Annotated in this window: 16 protein-coding genes; 8 read left to right on the plus strand and 8 right to left on the minus strand. The window is 61.7% G+C overall.

What is annotated here, in order from left to right; all coding sequences use genetic code 11:
* Positions 1-6: 6 nt before the first annotated feature.
* From atuD to ppnP, 5 genes are all read left to right on the plus strand, one after another.
* Positions 7-1,164, plus strand: coding sequence for a citronellyl-CoA dehydrogenase (gene atuD / locus HU731_RS07035; RefSeq protein WP_032895979.1), 1,158 nt, complete (start codon positions 7-9; stop codon positions 1,162-1,164).
* The gene (locus HU731_RS07040; protein WP_186606831.1) at positions 1,161-1,922 is read left to right on the plus strand and encodes an enoyl-CoA hydratase/isomerase family protein; all 762 of its coding nucleotides are present in this window, start codon (positions 1,161-1,163) and stop codon (positions 1,920-1,922) included. Before atuD ends, HU731_RS07040 begins: the two co-directional genes overlap by 4 nt.
* 109 nt (positions 1,923-2,031) lie before the next feature.
* The gene (locus HU731_RS07045) at positions 2,032-3,915 is read left to right on the plus strand and encodes an acetyl-CoA carboxylase biotin carboxylase subunit (RefSeq protein ID WP_186606832.1); all 1,884 of its coding nucleotides are present in this window, start codon (positions 2,032-2,034) and stop codon (positions 3,913-3,915) included.
* Positions 3,916-3,990: 75 nt separating this feature from the next.
* Positions 3,991-4,533: a 3'-5' exonuclease gene (locus tag HU731_RS07050; RefSeq protein ID WP_019818536.1), complete on the plus strand. Its 543-nt coding sequence runs from the start codon at positions 3,991-3,993 to the stop codon at positions 4,531-4,533.
* Between the two features lie 198 nt (positions 4,534-4,731).
* Positions 4,732-5,016, plus strand: coding sequence for a pyrimidine/purine nucleoside phosphorylase (gene ppnP / locus HU731_RS07055; protein WP_186606833.1), 285 nt, complete (start codon positions 4,732-4,734; stop codon positions 5,014-5,016).
* Between the two features lie 49 nt (positions 5,017-5,065).
* Here the strand turns inward: ppnP and HU731_RS07060 are convergent, their stop codons facing one another.
* Both HU731_RS07060 and HU731_RS07065 read right to left on the minus strand, forming a co-directional pair.
* Entirely contained in the window at positions 5,066-5,872 is an 807-nt protein-coding gene (locus HU731_RS07060; RefSeq protein WP_186606834.1) for an MOSC domain-containing protein, read from the minus strand.
* Positions 5,873-5,910: 38 nt separating this feature from the next.
* Positions 5,911-6,846: a chemotaxis protein CheV gene (locus HU731_RS07065; RefSeq protein WP_003192887.1), complete on the minus strand. Its 936-nt coding sequence runs from the start codon at positions 6,844-6,846 to the stop codon at positions 5,911-5,913.
* A 547-nt stretch (positions 6,847-7,393) separates the two neighbouring features.
* Between HU731_RS07065 and HU731_RS07070 the strand changes: the two genes are divergently transcribed.
* The 3 genes from HU731_RS07070 (at position 7,394) to HU731_RS07080 (ending at position 9,745) form a co-directional block, all read left to right on the plus strand.
* A complete protein-coding gene (locus HU731_RS07070) occupies positions 7,394-7,837 on the plus strand; it encodes a hypothetical protein (protein ID WP_186606835.1) in 444 nt (147 codons plus the stop codon).
* Positions 7,838-8,195: 358 nt separating this feature from the next.
* Positions 8,196-9,089, plus strand: a complete 894-nt coding sequence (locus HU731_RS07075) for a sensor histidine kinase (protein ID WP_186606871.1) — start codon at positions 8,196-8,198, stop codon at positions 9,087-9,089.
* Positions 9,086-9,745, plus strand: coding sequence for a response regulator transcription factor (locus tag HU731_RS07080; protein WP_186606836.1), 660 nt, complete (start codon positions 9,086-9,088; stop codon positions 9,743-9,745). The genes HU731_RS07075 and HU731_RS07080 overlap by 4 nt, the downstream gene beginning before the upstream one ends.
* Here the strand turns inward: HU731_RS07080 and yegS are convergent.
* The 6 genes from yegS to motD form a co-directional block, all read right to left on the minus strand.
* Positions 9,704-10,624, minus strand: coding sequence for a lipid kinase YegS (yegS, locus tag HU731_RS07085; protein WP_186606837.1), 921 nt, complete (start codon positions 10,622-10,624; stop codon positions 9,704-9,706). The genes HU731_RS07080 and yegS overlap by 42 nt on opposite strands.
* 701 nt (positions 10,625-11,325) lie before the next feature.
* Complete coding sequence (locus tag HU731_RS07090) at positions 11,326-11,718, minus strand: DUF2802 domain-containing protein (protein ID WP_014719330.1); 393 nt, start codon at positions 11,716-11,718, stop codon at positions 11,326-11,328.
* Entirely contained in the window at positions 11,719-12,201 is a 483-nt protein-coding gene (locus HU731_RS07095) for a chemotaxis protein CheW (protein ID WP_003192896.1), read from the minus strand.
* Positions 12,202-12,280: 79 nt separating this feature from the next.
* A complete protein-coding gene (locus HU731_RS07100; protein WP_186606838.1) occupies positions 12,281-13,072 on the minus strand; it encodes a CheW domain-containing protein in 792 nt (263 codons plus the stop codon).
* On the minus strand, positions 13,072-13,860 hold the full coding sequence (locus HU731_RS07105; protein ID WP_003192898.1) for a ParA family protein: 789 nt from the start codon (positions 13,858-13,860) through the stop codon (positions 13,072-13,074). The genes HU731_RS07100 and HU731_RS07105 overlap by 1 nt, the downstream gene beginning before the upstream one ends.
* 51 nt (positions 13,861-13,911) lie before the next feature.
* A complete protein-coding gene (gene motD / locus HU731_RS07110) occupies positions 13,912-14,799 on the minus strand; it encodes a flagellar motor protein MotD (protein WP_032895965.1) in 888 nt (295 codons plus the stop codon).
* Positions 14,800-14,836 lie beyond the last annotated feature (37 nt).

Below are 14,836 nucleotides of genomic sequence, written 5' to 3' on the forward strand. Positions count from 1 at the left end.
ATAAAAATGATCTTCACCCAGGAACACCAGGAACTGCGCCGCACCGTGCGCGCCTTCGTCGACCGCGAGATCAACCCGCACGTGGATGAATGGGAAAAAGCCGGGCGCTTTCCCATTCACGAGATCTTCCGCAAGGCCGGCGACCTCGGCCTGCTGGGCATCTCCAAACCGGAAAAATTCGGCGGCATGGGCCTGGACTACAGCTATTCCATCGTCGCCGCCGAAGAGTTCGGCACCATCCGCTGCGGCGGCATCCCCATGTCCATCGGCGTGCAGACCGACATGTGCACCCCGGCCCTGGCACGCTTCGGCTCCGATGAACTGCGCGAGGAGTTCCTGCGCCCGGCCATCAGCGGCGAACAGGTCGGCTGCATCGGCGTCTCGGAAACCGGTGCCGGCTCCGACGTGGCCGGGCTCAAGACCCATGCGCGCAAGGATGGCGACGACTATGTGATCAACGGCAGCAAGATGTGGATCACCAATTCGCCCAGCGCCGACTTTATCTGCCTGCTGGCCAACACCTCGGACGACAAGCCGCACATCAACAAATCCCTGATCATGGTGCCGATGAACAGCCCCGGCATCAGCGTCAGTCCGCCCCTGGAAAAACTCGGCATGCACAGTTCCGAGACCGCCCAGGTGTTTTTCGACGGCGTGCGCGTGCCGCAACGCAACCGCATCGGCCATGAAGGCGCGGGTTTCATGATGCAGATGTTGCAGTTCCAGGAAGAACGTCTTTTCGGCGCGGCCAATATGATCAAGGGCCTGGAGCACTGCATCGACAGCACCATCGAGTACTGCAAGGAGCGCCAGACCTTCGGCAAGGCGCTGATCGACAACCAGGTGATCCACTTTCGCCTGGCGGAACTGGCCACCGAAATCGAATGCCTGCGCGCCTTGGTCTACCAGGCCACCGAGCAGTACATCAAGGGCCAGGACGTCACGCGGCTGGCCTCCATGGCCAAGCTCAAGGCCGGGCGGCTGGGCCGTGAGGTCAGCGACAGTTGCCTGCAATATTGGGGCGGCATGGGTTTCATGTGGGACAACCCGGTGGCCCGCGCCTATCGCGACGTGCGCCTGGTGTCGATTGGCGGCGGTGCCGACGAAATCATGCTGGGCATCATCTGCAAACTGATGGGCACCCTGCCCGGTAAAAAGCCATGAATACCTTGCTGCTCGAAGCCCATAACGGCGTGCTGCACATCACCCTCAACCGCCCCGAATGCCGTAATGCGATGAGCCTTGAAATGGTCAACGAGCTGCGTGCGGTACTGGCGCAGTTGGACAGCCAGGTACGTGCCGTGGTGATCAGCGGCGCGGGTGGGCATTTTTGCGCGGGGGCCGATGTGAAGGATCTGGCCGGCGCCGGGGGGCAGTTGCAAGCGTTGAACCGCGCGTTTGGCACCTTGCTGCAAGAGGTTCAGGCGCTGGCGCAGGTGGTAATCGTGGTGCTGCAAGGCGCAGTGCTGGGCGGTGGGTTCGGGCTGGCGTGCGTGAGTGATATTGCGATTGCAGCGGGCCAGGCGCAGTTCGGTTTGCCCGAGACCCGCCTGGGGTTGCTGCCGGCGCAGATTGCGCCGTTTGTGGTCAAGCGTATTGGCCTTACCCACACGCGGCGCCTGGCGCTGACGGCGGCGCGGTTTGATGGGGTGGAGGCTGGGCGGTTGGGCGTGGTGCATTTTGTCGAGCACGACCCGCAGGCATTGGCGCAGCGAGTGGATGAGGTATTGGGGCAGGTGCTGCAGTGTGCGCCGGGGGCGAACGCACGGACCAAGGCCTTGTTATTGGCCAGTGTGGATGAGCCGCTTGAGACCGTGCTGGATCGCGGGGCGCAGTGGTTTGCCGAGGCGGTGAGGAGTGAGGAAGGGGTTGAGGGGACGCAGGCGTTTGTGCAGAAGCGAAAGCCGAGTTGGTCTGGATGACGCCATCGCAGGCAAGCCAGCTCCCACAGGGGAACACATTTCAAATGTGGGAGCTGGCTTGCCTGCGAAGAGGCCCCAACACACGCCGCATTCATCAAGGGATAACCCAATGCCCGCATTCACCAAGATCCTGATCGCCAACCGCGGCGAAATCGCCTGCCGCATCCAGCGCACCGCCCAGGCCCTGGGCTATCGCACCGTGGCCGTCTACAGCGACGCGGATAGCGATGCCCTGCACGTGCAGATGGCCGACGAAGCCGTACATATCGGCCCGGCGCCCGTCCACCAGTCCTACCTGAACACACAGGCCATCCTCACCGCCGCCCAACTGACCGGCGCCGACGCCATTCACCCCGGCTACGGCTTCCTCTCGGAAAACCCCGACTTCGCCCGTGCCTGCCAACTGGCCACTCTCACCTTCATCGGCCCCAGCGTCGAGGCGATCGAACTGATGGGCAGCAAACGCCTGTCCAAACTCGCCATGCTCGACGCCGGCGTGCCCTGCATCGCCGGCTACCAGGGCAGTGCCCAGGACGATGTCACCCTGCAACAGGAAGCCGAGCGCATCGGCTTCCCACTGATGATCAAGGCCAGCGCCGGTGGCGGCGGGCGTGGCATGCGCCTGGTGCACCAGCGCGAACAGCTGCTGGAGCAACTGCGCACCGCACGCTCGGAAGCCATGAATGCGTTCGGCAGCGACGAGTTGATCCTCGAACAGGCGCTGATCGACCCGCGCCACGTGGAAGTGCAACTGTTCGGCGACCGCCATGGCAACCTCATCTACCTCGGCGAGCGCGACTGCTCGATCCAGCGCCGCCATCAGAAAGTCATCGAAGAAGCGCCCTGCCCCGTGATGACGCCCGCACTGCGTCAGGCCATGGGCGAGGCCGCACTCAAGGCCGGACGGGCGGTAAATTATGTGGGTGCCGGCACCGTGGAGTTTCTGCTCGACCGTAACGGCCAGTTCTATTTCCTGGAAATGAACACGCGCCTGCAAGTGGAGCACCCCGTCACCGAGATGATTACCGGCCTCGACCTGGTGGACTGGCAGTTGCAGATCGCCGCCGGTCAAGCGCTGCCACTCACCCAATCACAGGTGACCCTGACCGGCCACGCCATGGAAGTGCGCCTGTACGCCGAAGACCCGGCCCAGGGCTTCCTGCCGCAAACCGGTGACGTGTTGCGTTGGGAACCCGCCCCCGGCGTGCGCATCGACCATGGCTTGCGTGAAGGCCAAACCATCAGCCCGTTCTACGACCCGATGCAGGGCAAGATCATCGCCCACGGCGCCAGCCGCGAAGAAGCCCGGCGGAAATTGCTGCGGGCCGTGGAAGACACAGTGTTACTCGGCGTGGCGACCAACCAGCGCTTGCTCGTCGACCTGCTCAAGCACCCAGACTTTATCGGCGGCGACTTCAGCACGGGCTTGATCGCCGAACACTTCAACGTCATCCCACAGCACACGGCGAGCGCTGAACAGCTCTCGCTGGCCGCCGCGCTGTTTTATCAACACAGCGCCAACCAGCACTCACACCCCCTCGCACGCTGGCGCAACACGGCGAGTGCCCCGGTGACATACCGCCTGGAGATCAACGGCCAAGTCCACAGCGTCAGCGTTGACGACCTGCCACTCACCACCGACGGTCGCCACGCCACCTTTGTCATCAAGGGGGTTCGCCGCCGCATCGCCTATCACCTGGACGGCAACCGGCTGTGGCTGCCAGGGCTGACCGTCACCGACCGCACCCAGCAAGTCGCCAGCCGCCCGGCCGATGCCAGCAGTGGCACGGTCCAGGCGCCCATGGACGGCGCCATCGTCGATGTGCGGGTGTGCGTCGGTGAAAGCGTCAGCAAAGGCCAGCTTTTGCTGGTGCTCGAAGCGATGAAAATGGAGCACCCGTTGAAGGCCGGTCTCGATGGCACGGTCAAGGAACTGCGCGTCGTAACGGGCGATCAGGTGCGCAACCGTCAGGTTTTGCTGGAGATCGAATAACGCCCCTAGGCGGAACTACAGGGCCGGGCTACGCTCTATCCCCATCAGGAAGGGACGAGTACGGGAACCTGCACCATGCCTCATTGGCTGATTATTGACCTTGAAGCCACAACGGATGACGGCGGCTGGCCCGTGACGGAGATGGAAGTCATCGAGATCGGCGCGAGCCTGGTCAACCGCCAAGGCCGCGAACTGGACCACTTCCAGCGCTTTGTGCGGCCCTTGCGGCGGCCATTGCTGACGCCCTTTTGCCGCAAACTCACCCATATCACCCAGGCCAATATCGACATGGCCGCGCCGATCACCGAGGTGTGGCCGCTGTTCGAACGCTGGCTGGGCCAACATCAGCCACGCCTGGAAGGCTGGGCCAGTTGGGGGGATTATGACCGCGTGCAGCTTGAGCTGGAGTGGCAGCGCCATGGCCTCGCCAGCGCCCTGGGCGACACCCCGCATGTGAACCTCAAGCAACGCTTTGCCAAGGCCCGGCGCCTGGACAAGCCGCTGGGGCTCAATGGGGCGCTGCAATTGGCCGGCATGCAGTTCAATGGCCAGCAGCATCGCGCCCTGGAGGATGCACGCAATACCGCGCGCCTGCTGCCGCTGATATTGCCGGTCTAGGCAGCGTCAACAGCCTTGGGCATACTGGCCAACCATTTTCCTTTGATGCTGCCCACCTGTAGGAGCGAGCTTGCTCGCGAAAATCGCCAACGAAAACGCAGCGCCTCTGCTTAAACGCGGTGTTCTCAGGTTTTTCGCGAGCAAGCTCGCTCCTACAGTGGTTGGCGTAAGCCTTGACCTTTTTACGAGGATTCACCCATGTTCAAAGTCAACGAGTACTTCGACGGCACCGTCAAGTCGATCGCTTTCGGCACCGCAGAAGGGCCGGCGACCATCGGCGTAATGGCTCCGGGTGAATACGAATTCGGCACCGCCCAGCGTGAAATCATGCACGTGCTCTCCGGCGCCCTGACCGTGAAGCTGCCTGAGAGCAGCGACTGGGAAACCTTCGCCGCCGGCAGCCAGTTCCACGTACCGGCCAACAGCAAGTTCCAGTTGAAGGTCGCGGTGGACACCGCTTACCTGTGCGAATACCGCGGCTAAGCAGTACCCGCCACACACAAAAGCCCGTCTCCCACGAGACGGGCTTTTTTTATTCCAGCACCGTTACCGGCATGCCGACTTCCAGGCGCCCGAAGCCATCGTTGACCAGGTTCTGGCCGAACATCGCGCCCTTTTCGGTCTTGCGGTAGGTTTCCAGCGTGGCGAAGGGCTCGCGGTCGGGGCTGCGCTCGCCGGTCTGGGGGTCGATGGTGGTGAGGATGCACCGAGAGCACGGCTTGACCACCCGAAACTCCACGTCGCCGATGCGCACGCGCTTCCAGCCATCTTCGGCGAAGGCCTCGGCGCCTTCGATCACCAGGTTGGGACGAAAACGCAGCATTTCCATTGGGCGGCCGATCTTCGTACACAGGTCGTCGAGGGAGCCCTGGCCGATCAACAGCAAGGGGTAGCCGTCAGCGAAGCCGACCTTGTCGTCATCCTTGCCATACCCGGCTTCGGTGGTGCGCGCTCGTTCCAGGGGCAGTTGCACCAGGCGCGTCGGCTTGCCAATGAACTCGCTGACCCAGGCCGCAGCCTCATCGCCAGCATCCGGCACGCGCAGCGTGTCACGCCAGATGGTCACACCGCGCAGTTCGCTGGCGCTGCCAGGCAATGCCACGTCCAGCGGCGCGTAGCCCGGCGAACTCAAGGTCAGGCCACCGCTGCTATTCCACAACGCGATGAGCTGGCTCATCTTCGCCACCGCCCGCTGCGTCAGGAACCGCCCGCTGGCTTCATCCACCAGCATCCAGCGTCGATCCCCGTCCAGCCCGAGTGTATCCAGGCCAATCTGCTGCAAGGCTTGGGCCTTGCCGGACTTCAAGGGGTAACGGTACAACGCGCTGAGACGCAGCATGGGCCTGCCTTCCTAGGAAACAAAGTGTCATCCTAAAGTCAGGCGGGCATTTCGTCCAACATCAGACGCTGACGCACCACATCCACCAGCTTGTCCGGCTGGAATTTGGAGAGGAAATTGTCGCAGCCGACCTTCTTGACCATCGAGTCGTTGAAGCTGCCCGACAGCGAGGTGTGCATCACCACGTAGAGGCCACGCAGGCGCGGGTCATTGCGGATCTCGGTGGTGAGACGGTAGCCATCCATCTCGGGCATTTCGGCGTCGGTGAAGATCATCAGCAGTTTGTCGGTCATCACCTGACCGCTGTCGGCCCAGGCCTTGAGCATGTTCAATGCCTTGAGGCCGTCGCTGGCAATGTGCATCTTCACGCCCAACTGGCCCAGGGTGTCACGCAACTGCGACAAGGCCACGTTGGAATCATCCACCAGCAGCACTTCACGGCCACGGGCACGCTCCAGCACCGGGTCTTCAAGTTTGTCCCGGGAGACCTTGGCGTTGTAGGGCACGATCTCGGCGAGGACTTTTTCCACGTCGATGATTTCCACCAGTTGCTCATCGACCTTGCTGATGGCCGTGAGGTAGTGCTGGCGACCGGCGCTGGTCGGCGGCGGCAGGATGGCTTCCCAGTTCATGTTGACGATGCGGTCCACGCCGCCTACCAGAAACGCCTGCACCGAACGGTTGTACTCGGTGACGATAATGGTGCTGTTAGGGCCCGGCACCAAAGGCCGCATGCCGATGGCCTGGGACAGGTCGATCACCGGCAGGGTCTGGCCACGCAGGTTGACCACGCCGCAAACAAAGGGATGACGCTGGGGCATCAGGGTCAGTTTGGGCAGTTGCAGCACTTCCTGCACCTTGAACACGTTGATCGCGAACAACTGCCGTCCGAAGAGGCGGAACATGAGAATTTCCAGGCGATTCTCACCCACCAATTGCGTGCGTTGATCTACCGTGTCGAGAATGCCGGCCATTGAAAGCTCCTGGTGTACACGCAGGTGTGCGCTGAAGGGGTGTGCGGTTCGTATAGGCGGTTATCGGCGGCAAGCGCCAAACCTTGACCCTGTTAAAATGCCACGCAAACACATTGATGTCACACTGACATCATGCTTTACTGCATTCACTCTTCAGAACGCTTACAACGACCCCGCACGACACTCGAATCGGCGCGCGGTTCCGCCTTGTAAGGGATTCCCCTATGCGCAATCGGGCCCAACCTGATATTCGCGATATCTAATAGCCATTAATGTGACGCCATTCTCATTGCATGAATGGAGTCAGGCTTTTGTTTGCCAACCCAAGCCCTTGGTCTACGGGCCTTTCAGGCACTCACGTATCGGCAACTGAAGTTGCGTCATCTCGCATAACAGCGGCTAAAGGCGGCATTCGTGAGCGTTTCAATAAACGTCCTACTGGATTATCGGAAGCAGCCTACACGCCCCAGTCGTATTTCAGCGCTAGTTTTAAGCCATTCACCCGGTGCGACATCTCATCACCCGACCTTAAGTTGTGGAGACTTGCATGATGAATAGCGCGAACGAATGGCAAACCGCACTTCCCGAGTTTTTGCTGGAAGCCGAAATGCTGCTGGCCAAGTCCGAGGAATGCCTGAACCACCTGCATTTGATCCGCAACGACAGCGACGCCATCGACTGCATGAAAACCAGCCTGGCCAAACTGGCTGAAAAGGCCGACGGCCTGGCCCTGCAGGCGATCAGCGAATTCTCCCGGCATATTCAATACCTGATCGCCAATGCCGTGAGCCCGGTGCAACTGCATGACCAAGCCCTGGATGCGTTGCACGACTGCCTGACATTGCTGGCCTGGCAACTGGAGCTGATTGATATCCGTACCGGAGAACTGGGCCTGGATGACAGCGAGCAAACTTCGCTGATTGCCACGGTGACTTCGCAGATTCCGCAAAAAGACTACGGCCACCCGTCGCGTTTACAGCAGAGGTCTTAAAGCAAAAAAGGTCGTATTTAATATCAGAGTTATCTAAAAACGACCCTTTACGCCAACTATGAAAGCGCTTTCAGAGCTTGAAGAAATATCAATTAGCCAGCACCTTAAAAATTGTACAAACCAGGCTAACTAATACAACTCAATAGCGCTGGCCGGGCTGCCAGGGCGTTTACGTGGTTAATATATCGACCGAGGAATATGCCAGGCGACCAACGGTAACAGGGGTGGTACCATGCCCCGCTCGAAATGAAGCAACTTCATTATGGATAACCACGATCCGGCACCGCACGCTCGACAGAGCCCAGTCAACCGCCGTGACCGGTCTTCGCGCAGTGAACCCTCATTGGCTCCATCCGCTATGTACGCCAGCCTCAAGTCACTCATCGCAAGGTTCGTGCCCCACTGCCATGCGCGCAGCCTCATCCTTGCCCTGTGCCTGTGTTCATTGCTGGTCAGCCTATGGGTTTACCTGCAAGGCGCGCCGTTGCCGTTACTGATTGTGCTGCTCAACCTGGCCACATTGGCGGTGGTAGCCCTGCACCAGTGGCGCTCGCGCAAAGCCATCAAGTTCCAGCCCCAGGAACTGGCCGACCGCCTGCTGCAAGTCCAGGAAAACGAACGCCACCGCCTCAGCCGCGAATTGCACGATGACATCGGCCAATTGCTGACCGCCGCCAAGCTGCAAAGCGAATGGCTGCAGCGTCGCCTGCCCCAAGACCTGCAAAGCCATTGCTCGGTGCTGTGCAACACCCTCAATGAAACCCTGGCCAAGGTGCGCGACGTGTCTGCCATCCTCAACCCGCGCCAACTGGCAAGCCTGGGGCTGGAAGCGAGCCTGCGCGCGCACCTGCTCAAGACCCTGGAAAATACCCAGGTGTGCTGGAGCCTGGAGTGCCAGCAACGGCTCACCGGCATTCCCGAAGAAATGGCCGTGGCGGCCTTTCGCATCACCCAGGAAGCGGTCACCAACATGCTGCGCCATGCCAACGCGCACAACCTGCTGGTGCGCCTGCAACGCTTGCCTGAAGGGCTGTCACTGACGATCTGCGATGACGGCCAGGGCTTCGAACCTGCCGCCGACCCCGGCAAGGAAGGCCAGGGGGGCATGGCCGGCATGTGCGAACGGGCCCTTCAGTTGGGCGGCACCTTGTCCGTCAGCAGCCAGCCGGGCAAAGGCGCACGCATCCACGCACTTTTCCCCTGGGCACCCCGTGCACTCGAACGGGCCAGTGCCCATAAGGTTCTCCAGTGACCTGCAATTTGCTTCTGGTCGATGACCATGCCTTGATCCGCGCCGGTGTGCGCGCACTGATCCTGGATATCCCCGGCTACGCCGTGGTGGGCGAGGCCAGCGATGGCGCGCAACTGCTTGAGGCATTCAGCGCCCTGCAGCCCGACATTGTGCTGCTGGACCTGTCAATGAAACACACCGGCGGCCTGGATGCCTTGCAGCAACTCAAGCGCGCCCACCCCAAATGCAAGGTGCTGATCCTGTCGATGCACACCGACCCCGAGATGATCATGCGCGCCCTGGAGTCTGGCGCCCACGGCTACCTGCTCAAGGACACCACCGCCAACGAGCTGGAACACGCCCTGCAGGCGCTGCGTCACAATGAACGCTACCTGAGCCCCGCCATTGCCCACACGGTGATCAATCAGGCGCTGGTCCGCAGCCAGGGCCCGAGCGCGCCTGTTGCCCACAGCCACAACCTGACGGCGCGGCAACTGGAGATCCTGCGCTTGATCGTGCGCGGCAAATCCACCCGCGAAATTGCCCACGGCCTGGGCCTGAGCATCAAGACCGTCGAAGCCCACCGCTCACAGATCATGAAGCGCTTGCAGATTTTTGACGTGGCGGGCCTGGTGTTATTTGCCGTGCGCGAGCAGATCATCAGCCTGGACGACTAACGGCGCCCCCAGCGGCAAGTGCACACGCAGGGCCTTAGGCAGCGCCTCGAAATGCAGGTCGTCGCCTTCCAGCGGCTCACCGTCGAGGTTGATGTACAAGCCTTGCGCCACCTTGATCTTCACCCACGGCAGGCGTGCGCGCACGAACATGGTGTCCAGGCCCCAGCCGTTATTCATCAACTCACGCAGCGTGCCAACCACTTCCTGCGGCGCCGGCAGAATGCTGACATCCAGCAGCCCGTCATCAGCCAATGCACCAGGGCACAACACATGCCCGCCACCAGCCTGGCGACCGTTACCGATGCCCAGTGCGAGCAACTCGCCTTTCCAGTGAAAATCCGGGCCTTCCAATTCACCATAGGCGGCTTTCAATTCACTGAAGCGGGTTAAACCGGTAAACAGGTAAGCAGCACCGCCCAAAACCTTCTTCAAATCTTCGGAGGTATTGGCGGTGACCTGGCTACCAAACCCACCGGTGGCCATATTCAGGAAAATCTGCCCACCCACCTGGCCAAGGTCGATGGCCCTGGGCTGCACGTCCAGCAAGGCCAGGGCGCCAGCCGGCTCCAACGGCACGCCGGCCGCCTTGGCGAAATCATTGGCGGTGCCCAGGGGCATCAGCACCAGGCTGGCATCAGTGTTGGCATGGGCCATGGCTTCAGCCACATCACGCAGGGTGCCATCGCCACCGCCGGCAATGATGTGGGTGTAGCCCGCGGCCAAGGCCTCATTGACCAGACGCTGAGCATCGCCGCCCTCCCACGTCACCCGCACGGCCAACTCCCCACCCTGCTCCCGCCGCGCCAGCACGGCAGCGCGCACATCCTCGTTGAGGGCTTGTTTGCCGTGGAGGATCAACAGGGCTTTGGGGGCGGTCATTTGAGGGAATCTCCTGGGTCAAAGGTGCATGAAGGATGTTGACCCTTGGGGCACCGGAAAAGTCTGTGGGCTGAAGAAAATTGATTGAAGGACACAAATCAACCTGTGGGAGCTGGCTTGCCTGCGATGGCGGCGGCTCAATCGACAAACATCTCAAACCTGCCACCCAAAGGTAACCACGATGCGAAGCGAGCCGCTCTTGATCTGCTTTTGATCTTAGGCGCCCCGTTAAACCACGCTGGCCGAACGCAGGCTTGAATTCGTGGGTAACCCGGCAGGACGCCGGGTTAGCCGCCCCGCGCCATGGATGGCGCGTGGCGGCGGCCCACGGATTCAAGCCTGTGTTCGGGCACACCGAGCCCAAGCGAGGTGCCGAGTGGTGGGGCAAGAGCGTTTTGCTTACTTTTGCGCTTTTCAAAAGTGAGCCGCCGTCAGGGCGGAACCCTAAGTGGCCGTTACCGCAGGAATGGATATGCACACAATCCAACTGTGTCGCCTGTCAGGCCGCCTTCGCGAGCAAGCCCGCTCCCACAGTTGGATCGTTGGGTGTCAGGTAGATAGGCGTCGGCTGTCAGGGCGTCATCGCAGGCAAGCCAGCTCCCACAGTTGGAGGGTGGGGTGTCAGGTGGATAGGTGTCGGCTGGTAGGCCGTCATCGCAGGCAAGCCAGCTCCCACTTGATCCAAGCAAGCCCAGCCCCAATCAGCCCTTGTGCAACTTGCTCATCAACTGCGCCTCAGCCTGAGTCAACCCACACGACTGGGTCAGCTCATCCACCGTCGCCCCCATGCCAACCAGCTTGGCCGCCTGGGCAAACGACAGGTTCGACGGATCACGCTGCTCCAACTGCACCAACCTGTCCGGCAACGGCGCAAGAATCGCACGCAGTTCATGCACCTCATCCCCCACCCGCACCGCACTTTGCTGGTAATGATCAACGCGCTTGACCAGCTCCAGAATGCGCCGGTCACGCACCGCATCGCGCTCGGCCTGTTGCAAGGCCAACTCCCGCTGCTGGCGCACATAGCGCAGCACAAACGCCAAGGTCCCGGCCCACAACAGGGCCAGGACAATCACCGCTGCCTCAAGGAACAATCAGATGCTCTCCAGTTCCGACCACTCTTCTTCACTCATCATCTTGTCCAGCTCAACCAGAATCAGCAGTTCGCCGTTCTTGTTGCACACGCCCTGGATGAACTTGGCCGACTCTTCGTTACCGACGTTCGGTGCGGTTTCCACTTCCGATTGGCGCAGGTAAACCACCTCGGCCACGCTGTCGACCAGGATCCCGACCACTTGCTTGTCGGCCTCGATGATCACGATACGGGTGTTGTCGCTGACTTCAACCGTGTCCAGGCCGAACCGCTGGCGGGTGTCGATCACCGTCACCACGTTGCCGCGCAGGTTGATGATGCCCAGCACGTAGCTTGGCGCGCCTGGAACCGGGGCGATCTCGGTGTAGCGCAGCACTTCCTGCACGCGCATCACGTTAATGCCGTAGGTTTCGTTGTCCAGCTTGAAGGTCACCCATTGCAGGATCGGATCATCCAAACCTTGTGCGGACGCTGACTTGTTCATTCATCTGACCCCTTCAAATGCCGCTATCGACGGCGTGTGTGCAAGTGGGCCGCGCAACCGCACGGCCCTTATTGTTCAATCAACTGCGTTTGTTCTGCGGCATTGCCTTCACCGCACCGCTGGCGATCAACTCGGCCAGTTCGGCGACATCCAGCAACGCGCACATGTGTTCGATCACAGTGCCCGCCAACCACGGCCGCTGGCCGCGATGGCTGCGCCATTTGATTTCATTGGGGTCCAGGCGCAACGAGCGGCTGACTTGATGCACCGCCAGCCCCCACTCGTAGCCCTGCACCGAGATCACGTATTGCAGGCCCTGGCGAAAATCATCGCGGTAGCGGTCGGGCATCACCCAGCGCGCCGTGTCCAGCACCTTGAGGTTGCCGGCCTGGCTGGGCAGGATGCCGAGGAACCACTCCGGCTGCCCGAACAGCGGCGTCAGCTCCTGGCCTTCCAGGGAGTAGATCGAGCCCAGGCACACCAACGGCACCGCCAGGGTCAACCCGGCGACGTCGAACAGCAGGCACTCGAACGGCTCGGCAGCCCACGATGGGCGTCCGTCGCCCGTCACCGGCGGCGGGGTGATGCTGGGCGGCAGATGCACGTCCACCAGCGGTTCGACCACCGGCGGCGCCACCACTGCCGGGGCGCTCGGCACCACGATGGGCGCCTCCACCACCTGCGCATCCCGCGCCTGCTCCTCCATCACCGCCTGCTGAAACTCATCCAGCGGGCTGTCGGGTTCGACAGCAGGCTCGAGTACCAGAATCGGTTCGGGCATTTCTTCGGCCGTCGCATCCTGCAGCAAGGCATCCAGGTAGGATTCCAGTGCCAGTTGCGGGCGGGTCTTGAATTGGACAGGACGGTTCATCACGCCACCTGCGCCACAAGCTGTTGCGACAGCAGGTGCTTGAGCAACGCACGGTAGGCCAGCACGCCACGGCTCTTGCCGTCGAACTGCGACGGTGTGAGCCCGGCACGGCTGGCGTCACGCAGGCGCGTGTCCACCGGGATGTAGCCGTTCCAGATGGTGTCCGGGTAGGCATCGCGCAACACGCGCAACGTGCCGAGGGACGCCTGGGTGCGACGGTCGAACAAGGTGGGCACGATGCTGAACGGCAGCGCCTGCTTGCGCGAGCGGTTGATCATCGCCAGGGTGCTGACCATGCGCTCCAGGCCCTTGACCGCCAAGTGCTCGGTCTGCACCGGGATCACCAATTGCTGGCTGGCCGCCAACGCGTTGACCATCAGCACGCCGAGCAACGGCGGGCTGTCGATGATCGCGTAATCGAAGTCCTGCCACAGTTGCGCCAGGGTCTTGGCGATCACCAGGCCCAGGCCACTCTGGCCTGGCGACTGGCGCTCCAGGGTGGCCAGGGCGGTGCTCGACGGCAGCAGGGAAATACTGTCGTTGCTGGTGGGCAACAGCAGTTGCCCAGGCAGATCCGCCGGCACGCTGCCCTTGTGCAAAAACAGGTCATAGCAGCTGTGTTCCAGCGCATCCGGGTCGTAGCCGAAATAGCTGGTCATGGAACCGTGGGGGTCCAGGTCCACCACGACCACACGCTTGCCCGCTTCGGCCAGCAAGCCGGCCAAGGCGATGGAAGTGGTGGTCTTGCCGACTCCACCCTTTTGATTGGCAACTGCCCAGACTCTCATTCGGTTGGTTCCTCCCGGCGGGCACAGGCGCGACCGAGACATTGCATACGGTTATTGAGCCGGCGACGGAGAATTGACGTTACTCGGTCGGACCGGCGGCTTGACAACGGGCGGTGCAGTTTGTGTGCCAGCACGCTTCAACGCCGCATCCGGGGTGGCATTGGCAGTGCCGGTACCGGTCAAGCTGCGACGCACATCCAGGTTGCGCGAGACCACCAGCACCACCCGGCGGTTACGGGCGCGGCCTTCCACCGTGGCGTTATTGGCCACCGGCTGGAATTCACCATAGCCCACCGACGCCAGGCGCTGGGGGTTCACACCCTGCATGGCCAACATGCGCACGATGCTCGACGCGCGGGCCGAGGACAGCTCCCAGTTGGTCGGGTACTGCGCAGTGCTGATGGGGAAATTGTCGGTGAAGCCTTCCACGTGGATCGGGTTTTCAAACGGTTTGAGGATCGCCGCGACCTTGTCGATGATGGTGAATGCCTGGTCACTGGGCAACGCATCGGCACTGGCGAACAACAGGCTGGAGTTCAACTCGATCTCCACCCACAGCTCATTACCGCGCACGGTCATCTGGTTGGAACTGATCAAGTCGCCAAAAGCAGCACTGATATCGTCGGCGATGCTTTTGAGCGGGTCGCTGGTGCCTTGGATGCCGGCGGCGGTTTCATCACTGTCATTGACCAGAGGCTTGGCCGGGGTCACGGTCTTGGGCCGCTCTTCGCCGATGGGGATCGGCTTGAGCGACCGCTCGGCATCGTTGAATACACCGACCAGCGCCTGGGAAATGATCTTGTACTTGCCTTCGTTGATCGACGAGATCGAGTACATCACCACGAAAAACGCGAACAGCAAGGTGATGAAGTCCGCGTAGGACACCAGCCAACGCTCATGATTGACGTGTTCTTCAGGCTCGCGACGGCGACGGCTCACGGGCACTCCCCCCCACTCACCCACCCCACTGTAGGAG

This window comes from Pseudomonas salmasensis (assembly GCF_014268375.2).
Lineage (GTDB): Bacteria > Pseudomonadota > Gammaproteobacteria > Pseudomonadales > Pseudomonadaceae > Aquipseudomonas > Aquipseudomonas salmasensis.